The sequence below is a fragment of the Kitasatospora sp. NPDC089913 genome (assembly GCF_044748625.1).
In the GTDB taxonomy this organism is placed as follows: Bacteria; Actinomycetota; Actinomycetes; order Streptomycetales; family Streptomycetaceae; genus Kitasatospora.
Map to the genome: position 1 here is coordinate 1 of NZ_JBIVGI010000031.1, position 13,327 is coordinate 13,327.

Consider the following 13,327-nt stretch of genomic DNA (forward strand, 5'->3'; position numbering starts at 1 on the left):
AGAAGGCCCCGGAGAGAACCTCTCCGGGGCCTTTTTGCCTTTTCAGGCGGCTGTGGCCAGGGCCGGGGTCGAACCGGCGACCTTCCGCTTTTCAGGCGGACGCTCGTACCAACTGAGCTACCTGGCCGTACTGCACCGTCTCTTGCGAGACGAGCGATCCCGACGGGACTTGAACCCGCGACCTCCACCTTGACAGGGTGGCGAGCTAACCAACTGCTCCACGGGACCTCGAGGTGGCGAACCACCCAGGTCTTACTGGGTCTTGCTTCACTGCACTGTACTACGGTACTGCGTGCCCCCAACGGGATTCGAACCCGTGCTACCGCCTTGAAAGGGCGGCGTCCTGGGCCACTAGACGATGAGGGCTTGCGGCCTGTCCCGCCGTTTCCGGCGCTCGGGGACGTCGAGAAGCATATGGGATGTCGGGCGGATCGCCAAAACGGGTTTCGGCCAGGTGGGCGGGTGGGTCGTCGGGGCCGGGCGGTGGGGCCGGCCGGTGGGGGCGGTTCCGGGGCGGGGCTCAGGACCAGCCGAGTTCGTCGAGCTCGTGGTCGTCGAAGCCGAAGTGGTGGGCGACCTCGTGGATCACCGTGGTGCGGACCTCCTCGACGACCTGCTCGCGGTCCTCGCACAGGCGCAGGGTCGGGCCCCGGTAGACGGTGATCCGGTCGGGGAGGACGCCCGCGTACCACTCGCCCCGCTCGGTGAGCGGGGTGCCCTCGTAGAGGCCGAGGAGTTCCGGGTCGGCCGGGTCGGGCTCGTCCTCGACGAAGACGGCGACGTTGTCCATCATCGCGGCGAGCCGCGGCGGGATCAGGTCGAGCGCGTCCGCGACCAGTACCTCGAAGTCTTCCGGGGTCATCTCCACCGGATCATTGTCGGGTCTGGGGTGACGGTGTGCCAGGCGGTCGGCACCGTCGATCGCCGGTGTTTGATGGGGCTGTGGCGACTTCGGAGGACTTGGTGGCGGACGGTGCCGGGCCCGGCCCGGCGGCGCGGGGGCGCCCGCCGGTGCTGCGCGGGCAGGGGCCGGCGGTGGCGGTGGTCGCGGCCGGCGGGGTTCTGGGGGCGACGGCCAGGTACGGGGCGGGGCTGCTGTGGCCGACCGGTCCGTCGGCCTTCCCGTGGACGACGCTGCTGGTGAACGTGGTGGGATGCGCCGTGATCGGGGTCTTCCTGGTGGTGATCACCGAGGGGCGGCCGGTCCACCCGCTGGTGCGGCCGTTCTTCGGGACCGGTGTGCTGGGAGGGTTCACGACCTTCTCGACGTACGCGGTGGACTTCCGCCGGCTGGTGGCGGAGGGGCGGCCCGGCCCGGCGGCGGGGTACCTGGCGCTGACGCTGCTGGCGGCGCTGGCGGCGGTCTGGACGGCGGCCGCGGTGACCCGCGGACTGCTGCGGCGGGCCGGGGTGCGGGCATGACGGCCGGAGCACGCGGGGAGGCCGGGGAGGCCGCCCGGCAGGGCGGGCCCGCACTGCGGCTGACCGTGCTCGTCGGCGAGAACGACCGCCGGCACCACCGCCCGCTGTACAGCGAGATCGTGCACCGGGCGCGGGCCGCCGGGCTGGCCGGGGCGAGCGTGTTCCGGGGGATCGAGGGCTTCGGCGCGTCCTCGCTGGTGCACACGGCGCGACTGCTGTCGCTGAGCGAGGACCTGCCGGTGGCGGTGGTGATCGTGGACAGCGAGGAGCGGGTGCGGGCCTTCCTGCCCGAGCTGGAGGAGCTGCGGCCGGCCGGGCCGGTGACCCTGGAGCGCTGCGAGCTGCTCCGGTACGCGGGGGCCGACAGCACGGGCTCGACGGGCGGCGCGGGGGAGGGCGGGGCGTGAACTGGCTGCTGGTGGTGCTCGGTGCGGCGGTCGGCGCGCCGCTGCGCTACCTGACCGACCGGGCCGTGCAGTCCCGGCACGACTCGGTCTTCCCCTGGGGGACCTTCACCGTGAACGTGGCCGGCTGCCTGGTCCTCGGGCTGGTGACCGGGGCGGTGGCGGCCGGTGCCGCGTCCTCGCAGGTCCAGCTGCTGCTGGGGACGGGGCTGTGCGGCGCGCTGACCACGTACTCGACGTTCTCGTACGAGACGCTGCGGCTGGCCGAGGGCGGGGCCGGGCGGTACGCGCTGGTGAACGTCCTGGGCAGCGTCGCGGCGGGTCTGGCGGCGGTGTACGCGGGCGCCGGGCTGGCCGGGGCCCTCTGGGGCTGACCCCCTCGTCCGCGGGCCCGCCGTCGAACGCCCGGGCGTTCGCACTCCCGGGCGAAGGGGGCCCGGCCGACGCTCGTTCGAGTGCTCCCGGTGCGTCCACCCGTGTCCGTGCGCCGGGGGCGCGCGTTGGGCACCCGCAAGGGTGGCCGTGCGCGCGTGGTGGGCGGCCCGGGCGGGGCGGGAGAGGGAGCTCGGTGGCGGCGATGCGTGCGATGCGTGCGGTGGCGGAGCGGGAGACGGCGGTGGACCGGGACGGGCCGGAGCGGACGCGGACGGTGCGGACCGGGGCGGTCCGGGCGGTGGCGGCCCTGGCGGTGGCCGGGCTGGGGCTGACGGGGTGCATGTCGGTCGGGCCGGGCGCGGACGAGAAGCACCGCACGGTGCCGGTCGGCCAGGCCGGGACGCCGACCAGGCCGGGGCCGACCGCCTCGGCCTCGCCCAGCGGCGGCGGACACCAGGGCGGCGCGGTCGGGCGGTCGGAGCGGGCCGGGGGCGCGCAGGCCCAGGGCGCCTCGGCCGGCGGTATGAACGCGGCCCCCGGGGAGCCGGCCGTCGGCGCGAACGGCGCGGCGGGCGCCGGGGGCGGGAACGGCGCGGGCGGCGTCAACGGCGCGCCCGCGGTCGCGGACCCGGTACCGGCGGCGGCCCCCGGCGAGCCCGCGCCCGGCGCGAGCGGCACCGCCGGGGGCGCGAGCGCCAGCCCCGCACCTCGTCCGGGCGGAGCCGTCACGGGCGGCGCGGCCGGCGGCACGGCGGGCACGGGCGCCGCCGCCGGCGGCACCGGCCACCCCGGCGGCACGGGAGCCACCACCGGCACCGGCGACGGCCGTACCGGCGGTGCCACGGCCTCCGCCCCGGCGGCCAGTCCCTCCGGCCACCCGGCCTCGCCGGAGCCCGGCCGCACCACCCCCGCCCCGACCGCCACCCCGGCCCCGGAACCGACGGTCGCCCCCAGCGCCACGGCGGCCCCCAGCGCCGGACCGGCCGCACACTGAAGGGACTTGAATCACAGCCTGGCCTCGGCATTTGCCTCCGATCCCCAGGCTCGTCTATGGTGGTAGATCGTTCGTTTGATTCATTTGTCTGGCGCCCTACACCCATCTGGCGCCCTTGGCGCGTTCCGGCGATCCGTGGCTGACCGCATAGAGGCGGTTGTGAAACAGAACCCCGGACTTTGGCGCGTGCCACTTCCGGAAGGTTTTGCATGTCTCTCGTTGACGACGCCCGCTTCGCCATGCCCGCGAGCGAGTCCGCCGCCGATGTCACCACCACCGCCCCCGAGGCCGACGCCGAGCTGATCGCCGCCGTCGACGCCGTCGAGGAGAACACCACCGAGGCCGTCGCGGACGACGCCGCCGAGGCCGACGACGCCACCGACACCGCCGAGGGCGACGACGAAGCCGTCGAGGCCGAGCCGACCCTCACCTTCGGCGACCTGGGCCTGCCGGACGAGGTCGTCCGCGCCCTCGCCAAGCGCGGTGTCACCACCCCGTTCCCGATCCAGGCCGCGACCATCCCGGACGCCCTGGCCGGCAAGGACGTGCTGGGCCGCGGCCGTACCGGCTCCGGCAAGACCCTCAGCTTCGGCCTGCCGCTGCTGACCCGCCTCGCCGCCGGCGAGCGCACCCGCGCCAAGTCGCCGCGCGGTCTGATCCTGGTCCCGACCCGCGAGCTGGCCATGCAGGTCGCCGACGCCCTGGAGCCCTTCGGCTCGGTGCTCGGCCTGCGCCTCAAGGTCGTCTGCGGCGGTACCTCGATGTCGAACCAGATCTACGCGCTGGAGCGCGGCGTCGACGTCCTGGTGGCCACCCCCGGCCGTCTGCGCGACCTGATCAACCGCGGCTCCGCCAAGCTCGACGACGTCCAGGTCGCCGTGCTCGACGAGGCCGACCAGATGGCCGACATGGGCTTCCTGCCCGAGGTCACCGAGATCCTCGACCAGGTCCCGGCCGGCGGCCAGCGCCTGCTGTTCTCCGCCACGCTGGAGAACGAGATCGACACCCTGGTCAAGCGCTACCTGAACAACCCGGTCACCCACGAGGTCGACCCGTCGGCCGGCGCCGTGACCACCATGACCCACCACATCCTCGTGGTGAAGCCCAAGGACAAGGCGCCGATCACCAACGCGATCGCCGCCCGCAAGGGCCGCACGATCATCTTCGTCCGCACCCAGATGGGCGCCGACCGGGTCGCCGAGCAGCTGCTCGAGGCCGGTGTGAAGGCCGACGCGCTGCACGGCGGCATGACCCAGGGCGCCCGCACCCGGGTGCTCGGCGACTTCAAGGACGGCTACGTCAACGTCGTCGTCGCGACCGACGTCGCCGCCCGCGGCATCCACGTCGACGGCATCGACCTGGTGCTGAACGTCGACCCGGCGGGTGACCACAAGGACTACCTGCACCGCTCCGGCCGCACCGCCCGGGCCGGCCGTTCCGGCACCGTCGTCACCCTGGTGCTGCCGCACCAGCGCCGCAGCGTCTTCCGCCTGATGGAGGACGCGGGCGTCGACGCCGGCCGCCACATCCTGGACCACGCCTTCGACGCCGAGGTGGCCCGGATCACCGGCGCCCGCTCGCTGGTCGAGGTCCAGGCTGAGAGCGCGGCGAACATCGCCGGTGCCGCCGAGCGCGAGATCGCCGACATGACCCGTCAGCTGGAGCGCGCGCAGCGCCGCGCCACCGAGCTGCGCGAGGAGGCCGACCGGCTCGCCTCGCGGGCCGCGCGCGAGCGGGCCGAGCTGGGCATCGTGGACGAGGCCCCGGCCGCCGAGGGCGAGGAGACCGCCGTCGCGACCGTGACCGAGCCGGCCGCCGCCGAGCCGACCGAGGAGCGCACGCCGTCGTACCGCGAGGCGCGCAACGAGCGTCCGGCGTTCAACCGCGACCGTGACCGCGGCGAGCGCGGCGGTTCCGGCCGTGACCGCGACGACCGTGGTGGCCGTTCCTTCGGCGACCGTGACCGCGGCGAGCGCGGTGGCTTCAACCGTGACCGTGACGACCGTGGTGGCCGTTCCTTCGGCGACCGTGACCGCGGCGAGCGCGGCGGTTTCAACCGTGACCGTGACGACCGTGGTGGCCGTTCCTTCGGCGACCGTGACCGCGGCGAGCGCGGTGGCTTCAACCGCGGCGGCGGCTTCAACCGCGACGACCGTCCGGCCCGTTCCTTCGGCGACCGTGACCGCGGCCAGGGCGGCGGTTTCAACCGTGACCGTGACGACCGTGGTGGCCGTTCCTTCGGCGACCGTGACCGCGGCCAGGGCGGTGGCTTCAACCGTGACCGCGACGACCGCGGCGGCCGTTCCTTCGGCGACCGTCCGGCCCGTTCCTTCGGTGACCGTCCGGCCTTCGGCCGTGACCGCGACGAGCGCGGCGGCAGCAACAACCGTCCGTTCGCCCGCCGTGACGACCACCGCTCCGGCGGCCGTCCGCAGGCCGGCGGCGGCTTCAACCGCGACCGCGGCGACGAGCGCGGCGGCCGCTCCTCCGGTGGCTACAACGCCGGCTTCAACCGCGACGACCGCAAGCCGCGCTGGAAGAACTGACGCCGGCCCGCGCTGACCCGCGCACCGCACGGCACCACGGCCACGGGCCCGCTCCGCATCGTCGGAGCGGGCCCGTGGCCGTTCGGCGTTCCCGGGGCCGCCGTCGCCCACGGCCGTTGTTCTGCTGCTGAGAATAACCAGTGGCGCGGCGCCCGCCCGGTCACCTACGGTCGGTCGCATGAGCAGCAGACTGCGTGATGTGGCGGCGGTGAACGAGGGCATCGCCGAGCGGGGGAGCTACCGCGCGTCCGGGGGCGACTCCGTCGATCTGGCCGGTCGCCTGACGGCGGCCAGGGCCGGGACGGTGTCGTACGACCCGGCCGCTCTCGACGCGCTGGTCGCGGCGGGCGGCCCGGGGCCGACGGCGGACGCCGGCACCGTCGAGGTCACGGCCGAGGGCAGTGTCCAGGCGGCCCGCCGGCTGTTCGGGGCGGGGGCGGGGCCGGTCGGGGTGCTGAACTTCGCGTCCGCGCGGAACCCGGGCGGCGGCTATCTGCGCGGGGCCCGGGCCCAGGAGGAGGACCTCTGCCGCAGCGCCCTCCTCTACACCAGCCTGGTGGAGGCGCCGGACTACTACGCGGCGCACCGCGCCTCCGGCGACCTCCGGTACAGCCACCGGGTGATCGTCTCGCCCGGGGTGCCGGTGATCCGGGGCGAGGACGGCGGGCTGCTGGCGCGGCCGTACCCGGTGACGTTCCTGACCTCGCCCGCGCCGAACGCCGGCCAGCTCGCCCTGCGGGCCGGGGGCGACGGGGTGGACGTCCGTGGTGTGCTCGCCGAGCGGGCCGAGCGCGTGCTCGCGGCGGCGGCCCGGCACGGGATCCGCGCGCTGGTGCTGGGGGCGTGGGGCTGCGGGGTGTTCCGCAACGACCCGGCCGAGGTGGCGGAGGCGTTCGAACTGGCGCTGGCCCGGTACGGGGCGGCCTTCGACCGGGTGGTCTTCGCGGTCTGGGACCGGACGCCGGTCTCGCCGAACCGGGCCGCGTTCGAGGCCCGGTTCGGCGGCGGGGGAGCGGGGTGACAGGGCGGGCGTGAGGGGTCGGGCGTGAGAGCGGCGCCGCTCAGCTCTTCCGGGTGACGAGCGCCGTGGTGGCGGCCGAGGCGGCGGTGACCACCCCGGTGACGGCCAGGACGGCGGGCCAGGCGCCGATCCGCTTCGCCAGCGGGTGCGAGCCGCCGAAGGCCACCACGTAGAGCCCGGTCAGGGCGGCCGCGGCGGGCGCGCCCGAGCGGCGGTGCCACTGTGCGGCGGCGCCCGCACCGGCCACGGCCAGGACGGCACCGCCGAGCTGTCGCCTGCCGCTCCACCGGGCGACGCCGTAGCCGCCGACCAGACCGCCCGCCGCCGTCAGCGCGGCGGGGGCGGTGGCCGTGAGCGCGTTCGGGATCCTCGCCATCGTCGGTTCCACTCCTCGACTCCAGGCGGATCCGGTGCGGACCCGCGGCGGACTCCTCGGGACTCCGGGGCGACCGGCCCCGGGGCTCCCCGGAGCTCCGACCATAACCCGGCACCTGCGGCGGCCCGCCCGCCGGTGTCCGCCCGCCGCCCCGCCCTCCGGTGTCCGCCGATGGCCGGACGGTGTCCGGCCGGTGTCGGTGGGCCGTCGGCCGCCGCCCGACTGGCGGAAACCCCGGCGGGGGCGGTCCGCCGTCCCCCATACTCGCGCGGGTGATCGCGACCAGTACCTCCGCCGCCGGGGGAGCCACCGCCCCCACGCCCGCACCCGTTCTCCTCGCCGCCACCGCCGAGCCCTCGCTCCGGGCGGCGCCGCTGGAGCTCTTCCTCGATCTCGTCTTCGTCTTCACCGTCACCCAGCTGACCGGCAGCCTGGCCCACCACCTCACCCCGGGCGGCTTCGCCCAGGTCCTGGTGATGCTGGCGGTGATCTGGTGGATGTACGACGCCTTCATCTGGCTGACCAACGCCATGCCGCCGAGCACCCACGGCCGGCGCTGCCTGCTGATGCTCGCGATGGCGGGTTTCCTGGTGATCTCGCTCTCCGTACCGCACGCCTTCGAGGGCAGTGGCGCCGCCTTCGGCTGGGCGTACCTGCTGGTGGTGGCCGTGCACACGGGCATGTTCGCGATGTCCGGGGTGGCGCTCGGCCCGGTGCTCCGGATGGGCGGGCTCAACCTCGTCAACACCGGGCTGGTGGTGGCCGGCGGCTACCTCACCGGTTCGGCCCAGCTGGCCTTCTGGGCGGCCGCCTTCGCCCTGCAGTTCGCGATACCCCGGCTGGTCGACCTGCCCAGCTTCCAACTGCGTGCGGACCACTTCGTCGAGCGGCACGGCCTGGTGGTGATCATCGCGTTCGGCGAGTCGGTGATCGCGATCGGCGTCGGCGCGGGCACCGCCGAGCTCAGCGCCCCGCTGGTCGGGGTCGCCCTGCTGAGCCTGGCCGTCTGTGTGGGGCTCTGGTGGGCGTACTTCGGGCACGACGACGACACCCGGGCCGAGCACCGCATGGCCGCGCTGCCCTCCGACCGGCGCAACCGGCTCGCCGTCAGCGTCTACAACCTGGGCCACTACGGGCTGCTGCTCGGGGTGCTGCTGTTCGCCGCCGGGGTGAAGTCGGCGGTCGCGCACCCGGGGGCGCCGATCACCGGCGCCCAGGCGGCCGCCCTGGCCGGGGGAGTGGCGCTCTTCCTGGTCGTCAACACCGCGGTCCGCCGCACCTTCGACCTCGGGCCGAACCTGCCGCGGCTGCTGGCCGCCGCCGCGGTCGCGGCCGGCACGCTGCTCGGCACCGCGGTCTCGGCCCTGGCGGAGGTCGCCGCGGTGGTGCTGGCCCTGGCCGCGGCCTTCGGCTGGGAGCAGCGGACCCCGGCGCGGCGGGCGGGACTGTCGGTGCCCGGTGGGACACTCCACGGGTGACCGAGCACAAGATCACCGACGGCCGCTACCGGATCCGGAACGTCGCGACCGGCCTGCTGCTGGAGGTCCCCGGCGGCAGCCGCCGCAGCGGCGTCAAAGTCCTGCTGGCTCCCGAGGACGGCTCGGACGCCCAGCTCTGGCGGCTGACCGCCGTCCACCCGGGCGGTGCGCTCTTCCACGTCGAGAACGTCGCCGGCGGCAAGCGCCTGGACGTCACCGGCGCCGCGACCGACAACGGCGTGCCCGTCCAGCAGTGGTCCGCCAACGCCTTCGGCGCGCAGGAGTGGCTGGTCGAGCACCACCTCGACGCCCCGGGCACCTGCACCCTCACCAGCTTCGTCAGCGGCAAGGCCCTCACCGCCCCGGCCGCCCCGTCGGACCCCGTCCACCAGTGGGAGGACACCGACTCCCCGACCCAGTGGTGGCACCTGGAACGCCAGTAGGCCACCCCGGCCGGCCAGGACCGCCGCGGCAGACCCCGGCAGACCCCGGCAGGCCGCGTCGCCGCGCGCCGGCCGGGGCCGGAGGACCCGCCCTACGCGGAGAGGTTGGCCCGGAGGGCGGCGAGGTCCTCGTCGGTGCTGCCGTGGGCGCGGAGGTAGGCGGGCACGGAGCCGTGGCGGTCCCGGATCCAGGCGAAGGAGGAGGCGAGCAGTTCCTCCGAGATCGGGCGGGAGATCCGCTCGGCGCCGGTCTCGTCGATGTACGGGGCCGGACCGTCCAGCAGGCCCAGGCCGGTGTTGGAGAGCAGGTAGTCGGCGGTGATGTCGTCCTCGGAGGCACCCAGCAGGGTCTGGACGACCGCGATGGTGAGACCGGTGCGGTCCTTGCCGACGGCGCAGTGGACGACGGCCGGCAGGGCGCCCGGGGTGCCGAGCCGGCGGATCGCGGCGACCAGCGACGGGCCGGCCGTGGAGGCCATGAACGGGTAGAGCTCCTCCTGGCCCGTCGGCCACGGCCGGTCGGTGTCCTCCCGGTCGGCGGGCAGGGTGGGAAGGCTGAGCGCCTCGTGGTCGAGGCCGTGCCGCAGGTCCGGCCAGACCTCCACCTCGACCGGGCTCCGCAGGTCGATCACGGTGCGCAGGCCCAGGGCCTTCAGCCGCAGGGCGCCCTCCGGGGCGAGCGTGTGGAAGGAGCCGGAGCGGAACAGCACGCCCCGGCGGAGTGCGCCGACGCCCCCCGCGTCGCGGAAGTTGCGCACTCCGGGGATGTCGATGAAAGAGGACGGCAGGTCGGCTTCACGGTCCGGCAGGTCGTCGGTCATGGGCCCACCGTAAGGTCGCGGACCGCGCGAGGGGAAGGAATCCCCCATTCCGCCGGACCCGCGACCGCCCGCGCCGCGCCGCCGACCTGCCCGCGCCACCGCGCCCCGCCCCCCGCCGGCCCCGTCGGCGTCAGCGCCCGCCGGCGACGTCCAGGAAGGCGCCGGTGGTGTACGAGGAGGCCGGCGACAGCAGGAAGAGGATCGCCTCCGCGACCTCGTCCGGCCGCCCACCGCGCCGCATCGGCAGGTTCGGCGCGACCCGGTCGACCCGACCTGGCTCCCCGCCCAGGGCGTGGATGCCGGTGTGGATCAGGCCGGGGCGGACGCAGTTGACCCGGACGCCCTCGTCGGCGACCTCCAGGGCCAGCCCCCGGGTCATCGAGTCGACGGCCCCCTTCGCCGCCGCGTAGTCCACGTACTCGTTGGGCGAGCCCAGCCGGGAGGCGGCGGAGGAGACGTTGACGATCGCGCCGCCCCGCCCGCCGTGCCGGGTGGACATCCGGCGGACGGCCTGCGCGGCGCACAGGAACGGTCCGGTGATGTTGGCGGCCCAGATCCGGTTGAGCCGCTCCTCGTCGATGTCCTCCAGCCGGCTCTGCCGCTCCAGCGTCCCGGCGTTGTTCACCAGCCCGGTGAGCGGGCCCAGTTCGGCGTCGACGGTGGCGAACAGCCGGGCCACCTCGGCACTGCGGGTTACATCGGCGCGGACGGCGAGCGCCTCCCCGCCCCCGGCCCGGACGGCGTCCACCACCGAGGCGGCGGCGGCCTCGTCCGAGCGGTAGTTGACGCAGACCCGGTAGCCCCGCCGTCCGGCCAGCAGGGCGGTCGCGGCGCCGATGCCGCGACCGGCACCGGTGATCAGCAGCACGCCGGCCGGGTCGGAGCCGTGCGGCTGGGCGAACTCGTTCGAAGTCGACATGGTTCGTACTCTATGCCGACCCCCCCATGGTGTCGGCCGGAGCGCCTATTCGCCCGAACTCGCCCGCAGGGCCTCGATCCTGGGCACCCGGCTCTTCGGTGAGTCGAGGCTGAAGCCGCGCGCGTCCCCCAGCTCCGCCCGGACGAACTCCTCCGTCCGGGCCACCGCCGACCGCAGCCCGGCGTTCGACGGCACGAAGGACAGATGGACGATCTCGGCGCGTTCGGTGTCGTACTCCCAGCAGCCGACGATCCGGCCCCGGTCAAGCACGACGTGGGTCTGCGGGTCGGCCTCGCTGCCGAAGCTCCGCCCGGCCCGGCCAGCCGGCACCGGACGGACCGCGTCGGCCGGGTCGACCAGCCGGGTCAGCTCGCGGTGCAGCAGGTGGATGCCGTCGATCCCGGCCAGCAGCGTGTAGTGCGGTTCGGTCGGCACCGTGAACCCGGCGAAGGCGTCCACGAGTTCGGGCAGCATCAGCAGCTCCGAACCGGGGGCCACCGGCACCGCGCCCGCCTCCGCGAACGCCTGCCGGGCGGTGGCCGCGCCGAAACCGGAGAACCACCGGAAGTGCTTCAGCGAGGCCGGGCCGGCCCAGGTCAGATAGCGCCGGGCCAGGTCCGCCGTGCCGCCGCCGACCGGCTGGTCCCACCGCGCGTAGCCGTACCGCTGCTGGTCCAGCCGGCCGTTGGCCGGCACCCGGCGCAGCTGTCCGCGCGACTGCATCAGCCCGAGGGCCAGCGGCAGGGTGGTGGACAGCCCGCGCTTGCGTCCCGGCTCGCCCAGCGACCGGACGGCCTCGCCGACGGCCACCCGGATCGCCGCCGGGTCCAGCGGCCCCGGTGCTTCGGCGAGCGCGCGGTCCACCGCCAGGCAGAGCCGCTCGACCTCGCCCGCAGTCACCCCCAGGTGCTTCGCGGCGGACGCCACCTCGCCCTCCGGCACGGCCGCGCCGGCCGCCAGGGCGAGCGCGTAGTCCTCGGCCGGGACGATGTAGGTGCAGCCGCGCGCGGCGGGCAGCTCGTGCGCCTCCAGCCGGGCCACCGCGGCGTCCACGGCCGCCCGGCCGAGCCCGGCCCGGGCGAACAGGCCCAGGTAGGGCGCCGCCCCTCCCACCGACCTGGCCCACCCGGTGGCCGCCAGCACCTCGCCGACCGACGCCTCCGGGTGCGCGCCGTCCAGCCACTGCCGGTGCGACCACCAGGCCCGGAGCTTCGCCGTGCCGATGCCCGTGCCCGCCGCCGGACCGCCGTTCGCCCTCGCCATGCGGCCCAGTATCGGCCCGCGGGCGCCCGCGGCCGCGGAATTCGATGGCCCGGCGCGGCCCGACCCGGCAGACTCCTGCGGACCGGCCGACGAGAGGAGCCCGATGAGCACCCGGCCCACCACCCGGCCCACCACCCGGCCCAGTTCCCAGCCCGGTTCCCCGCCCGCTTCCCCGCCCGGCACCGTCCTGCTGTCCGGCATCGTCGGCTCGACCGCGTACGGACTGGCGCACGCCGGTTCCGACATCGACCGGCTGGGCCTGTTCGCCGCCCCGACCGAGGGCTTCCACGGCCTGCACCGCCCGGCCGAGTCGCACGTCTCCACCAGGCCGGACCGCACCCTGCACGAGGCCGCCAAGTGGTGCCGCCTCGCGCTCGGCTGCAATCCCACCGCCACCGAGCTGGTCTGGCTGCCCGACGAGCTCTACGAGGTGCGGGACCCGCTGGGCGAGGAGCTGATAGCGATCCGCCGCTCGTTCCTGAGCGCCCGGGGTGTCCGCAACGCCTATCTCGGTTATGCCACCCAGCAGTTCCGCAAGCTGCTGACCCGCGACACCGCCGACCCGGTCACCCGGGCCCGGGCCGCCAAGCACGCCCGGCACCTGGTCCGGCTGCTCGAACAGGCCGTTCACCTGCACGAGGTCGGCCACAACCAGGTCCGGCTGCCGGATCCGGAGCGGGTCCGCGGCCTCGGCGAGCGGATCGCCGACGACCCGGCCCACGCCGAAGGCCTGCTCGCCGCGGCCACCGACCGCCTCGACCGTCCCGGGGTCCTCCCCGAGCACCCCGACGAGCGCCCCGCCGAAGCCTGGCTGCGGCGCGTCCGCGCCGTCCACTGGACACCCGAACCGGTCTCCGCGGCGTAGCACCGCGATCGGCCCGCTCCAAGGGGCCCGGGCGGGCACGGGCCGGCGCGGGCCCCTCGTCGTGCGCCGGAGCGCTCGGGGGAGTGCGGCGGCGCACCCGTCGCACCTGTCACCGGGTCCACCAGCGCATCGGAAGCGGATCGGAAGAGCCCCGGTTGTGGCCGCGGAAGAAGGGGGCCTGGTCGGATCGACCCGAGGGGCGGTGACCGGTGGGTCCGTGGCCCCCGGTGGGTCCGCGGGCCCGGGGCCGGGGCAGCACGGCCGGGCGCACGGACGGACGTGCCGGGTCCCGCGCCCCGATCCCTCGGTGACCGCACAGGAGGTCCGCGTTGAACGACAAGATCCCGGAGCCGCCGGTCCCGGCGGACGCACGGGTCCGGCCACCGGGCGCGGCCCGGCC

The 13,327-nt window shown here is 75.6% G+C and carries 14 protein-coding genes and 3 tRNA genes; 9 read left to right on the forward strand and 8 right to left on the reverse strand.

What is annotated here, in order from left to right; genetic code table 11:
* Window positions 1–53 precede the first annotated feature (53 nt).
* From ACIPYS_RS33340 to ACIPYS_RS33355, 4 genes are all read right to left on the reverse strand, one after another.
* Window positions 54–127: transfer RNA gene (locus ACIPYS_RS33340), tRNA-Phe, on the reverse strand.
* Window positions 128–154: 27 nt separating this feature from the next.
* A tRNA-Asp gene (locus ACIPYS_RS33345) sits at window positions 155–228 on the reverse strand.
* A 65-nt stretch (window positions 229–293) separates the two neighbouring features.
* Window positions 294–366, reverse strand: a tRNA-Glu gene (locus ACIPYS_RS33350).
* A 154-nt stretch (window positions 367–520) separates the two neighbouring features.
* On the reverse strand, window positions 521–862 hold the full coding sequence (locus ACIPYS_RS33355; RefSeq protein WP_173862274.1) for a metallopeptidase family protein: 342 nt from the start codon (window positions 860–862) through the stop codon (window positions 521–523).
* Window positions 863–942: 80 nt separating this feature from the next.
* On the opposite strand from ACIPYS_RS33355, the gene ACIPYS_RS33360 reads away from it, so the two are divergent.
* The 6 genes from ACIPYS_RS33360 to ACIPYS_RS33385 all read left to right on the forward strand — a co-directional run bounded on the left by ACIPYS_RS33360 (window position 943) and on the right by ACIPYS_RS33385 (window position 6,762).
* A complete protein-coding gene (locus ACIPYS_RS33360; protein ID WP_173862089.1) occupies window positions 943–1,422 on the forward strand; it encodes a CrcB family protein in 480 nt (159 codons plus the stop codon).
* Window positions 1,419–1,829, forward strand: a complete 411-nt coding sequence (locus ACIPYS_RS33365) for a DUF190 domain-containing protein (RefSeq protein ID WP_093861365.1) — start codon at window positions 1,419–1,421, stop codon at window positions 1,827–1,829. Before ACIPYS_RS33360 ends, ACIPYS_RS33365 begins: the two co-directional genes overlap by 4 nt.
* Window positions 1,826–2,200, forward strand: a complete 375-nt coding sequence (gene crcB / locus ACIPYS_RS33370) for a fluoride efflux transporter CrcB (RefSeq protein ID WP_093861366.1) — start codon at window positions 1,826–1,828, stop codon at window positions 2,198–2,200. The genes ACIPYS_RS33365 and crcB overlap by 4 nt, the downstream gene beginning before the upstream one ends.
* Before the next feature lie 203 nt (window positions 2,201–2,403).
* Window positions 2,404–3,195: a hypothetical protein gene (locus tag ACIPYS_RS33375; RefSeq protein ID WP_400753299.1), complete on the forward strand. Its 792-nt coding sequence runs from the start codon at window positions 2,404–2,406 to the stop codon at window positions 3,193–3,195.
* 209 nt (window positions 3,196–3,404) lie between these two features.
* A complete protein-coding gene (locus tag ACIPYS_RS33380) occupies window positions 3,405–5,741 on the forward strand; it encodes a DEAD/DEAH box helicase (protein WP_400753302.1) in 2,337 nt (778 codons plus the stop codon).
* 178 nt (window positions 5,742–5,919) lie between these two features.
* Complete coding sequence (locus ACIPYS_RS33385) at window positions 5,920–6,762, forward strand: TIGR02452 family protein (RefSeq protein ID WP_400753305.1); 843 nt, start codon at window positions 5,920–5,922, stop codon at window positions 6,760–6,762.
* 40 nt (window positions 6,763–6,802) lie between these two features.
* Here ACIPYS_RS33385 and ACIPYS_RS33390 read toward each other — a convergent pair whose 3' ends face one another.
* Complete coding sequence (locus ACIPYS_RS33390) at window positions 6,803–7,138, reverse strand: hypothetical protein (protein ID WP_093861370.1); 336 nt, start codon at window positions 7,136–7,138, stop codon at window positions 6,803–6,805.
* 272 nt (window positions 7,139–7,410) lie between these two features.
* Between ACIPYS_RS33390 and ACIPYS_RS33395 the strand changes: the two genes are divergently transcribed.
* Both ACIPYS_RS33395 and ACIPYS_RS33400 read left to right on the forward strand, forming a co-directional pair.
* Window positions 7,411–8,616: a low temperature requirement protein A gene (locus ACIPYS_RS33395; RefSeq protein WP_400753308.1), complete on the forward strand. Its 1,206-nt coding sequence runs from the start codon at window positions 7,411–7,413 to the stop codon at window positions 8,614–8,616.
* Window positions 8,613–9,059, forward strand: a complete 447-nt coding sequence (locus ACIPYS_RS33400) for an RICIN domain-containing protein (RefSeq protein ID WP_093861372.1) — start codon at window positions 8,613–8,615, stop codon at window positions 9,057–9,059. The genes ACIPYS_RS33395 and ACIPYS_RS33400 overlap by 4 nt, the downstream gene beginning before the upstream one ends.
* A gap of 92 nt (window positions 9,060–9,151) precedes the next feature.
* On the opposite strand, the gene ACIPYS_RS33405 is transcribed toward ACIPYS_RS33400, so the two are convergent.
* From ACIPYS_RS33405 to ACIPYS_RS33415, 3 genes are all read right to left on the reverse strand, one after another.
* Window positions 9,152–9,880, reverse strand: a complete 729-nt coding sequence (locus ACIPYS_RS33405; RefSeq protein WP_400753310.1) for a tyrosine-protein phosphatase — start codon at window positions 9,878–9,880, stop codon at window positions 9,152–9,154.
* 130 nt (window positions 9,881–10,010) lie between these two features.
* A complete protein-coding gene (locus ACIPYS_RS33410) occupies window positions 10,011–10,799 on the reverse strand; it encodes an SDR family oxidoreductase (protein ID WP_093861374.1) in 789 nt (262 codons plus the stop codon).
* 45 nt (window positions 10,800–10,844) lie between these two features.
* Complete coding sequence (locus ACIPYS_RS33415; protein ID WP_400753313.1) at window positions 10,845–12,062, reverse strand: DNA glycosylase AlkZ-like family protein; 1,218 nt, start codon at window positions 12,060–12,062, stop codon at window positions 10,845–10,847.
* A 103-nt stretch (window positions 12,063–12,165) separates the two neighbouring features.
* Here ACIPYS_RS33415 and ACIPYS_RS33420 point away from each other — a divergent pair, with 103 nt between their 5' ends.
* Window positions 12,166–12,927, forward strand: coding sequence for a DNA polymerase beta superfamily protein (locus tag ACIPYS_RS33420; protein ID WP_400753316.1), 762 nt, complete (start codon window positions 12,166–12,168; stop codon window positions 12,925–12,927).
* Window positions 12,928–13,327 lie beyond the last annotated feature (400 nt).

Excerpts from the sequence above, each read along its gene's own strand:
- ACIPYS_RS33355 (WP_173862274.1), bottom strand. The coding sequence starts at position 862 with ATGACCCCGGAAGACTTCGAGGTACTGGTCGCGGACGCGCTCGACCTG.
- ACIPYS_RS33365 (WP_093861365.1), top strand. The coding sequence starts at position 1,419 with ATGACGGCCGGAGCACGCGGGGAGGCCGGGGAGGCCGCCCGGCAGGGC.
- ACIPYS_RS33375 (WP_400753299.1), top strand. The coding sequence starts at position 2,404 with ATGCGTGCGATGCGTGCGGTGGCGGAGCGGGAGACGGCGGTGGACCGG.
- ACIPYS_RS33380 (WP_400753302.1), top strand. The coding sequence starts at position 3,405 with ATGTCTCTCGTTGACGACGCCCGCTTCGCCATGCCCGCGAGCGAGTCC.
- ACIPYS_RS33385 (WP_400753305.1), top strand. The coding sequence starts at position 5,920 with ATGAGCAGCAGACTGCGTGATGTGGCGGCGGTGAACGAGGGCATCGCC.
- ACIPYS_RS33390 (WP_093861370.1), bottom strand. The coding sequence starts at position 7,138 with ATGGCGAGGATCCCGAACGCGCTCACGGCCACCGCCCCCGCCGCGCTG.
- ACIPYS_RS33405 (WP_400753310.1), bottom strand. The coding sequence starts at position 9,880 with ATGACCGACGACCTGCCGGACCGTGAAGCCGACCTGCCGTCCTCTTTC.
- ACIPYS_RS33410 (WP_093861374.1), bottom strand. The coding sequence starts at position 10,799 with ATGTCGACTTCGAACGAGTTCGCCCAGCCGCACGGCTCCGACCCGGCC.
- ACIPYS_RS33415 (WP_400753313.1), bottom strand. The coding sequence starts at position 12,062 with ATGGCGAGGGCGAACGGCGGTCCGGCGGCGGGCACGGGCATCGGCACG.
- ACIPYS_RS33420 (WP_400753316.1), top strand. The coding sequence starts at position 12,166 with ATGAGCACCCGGCCCACCACCCGGCCCACCACCCGGCCCAGTTCCCAG.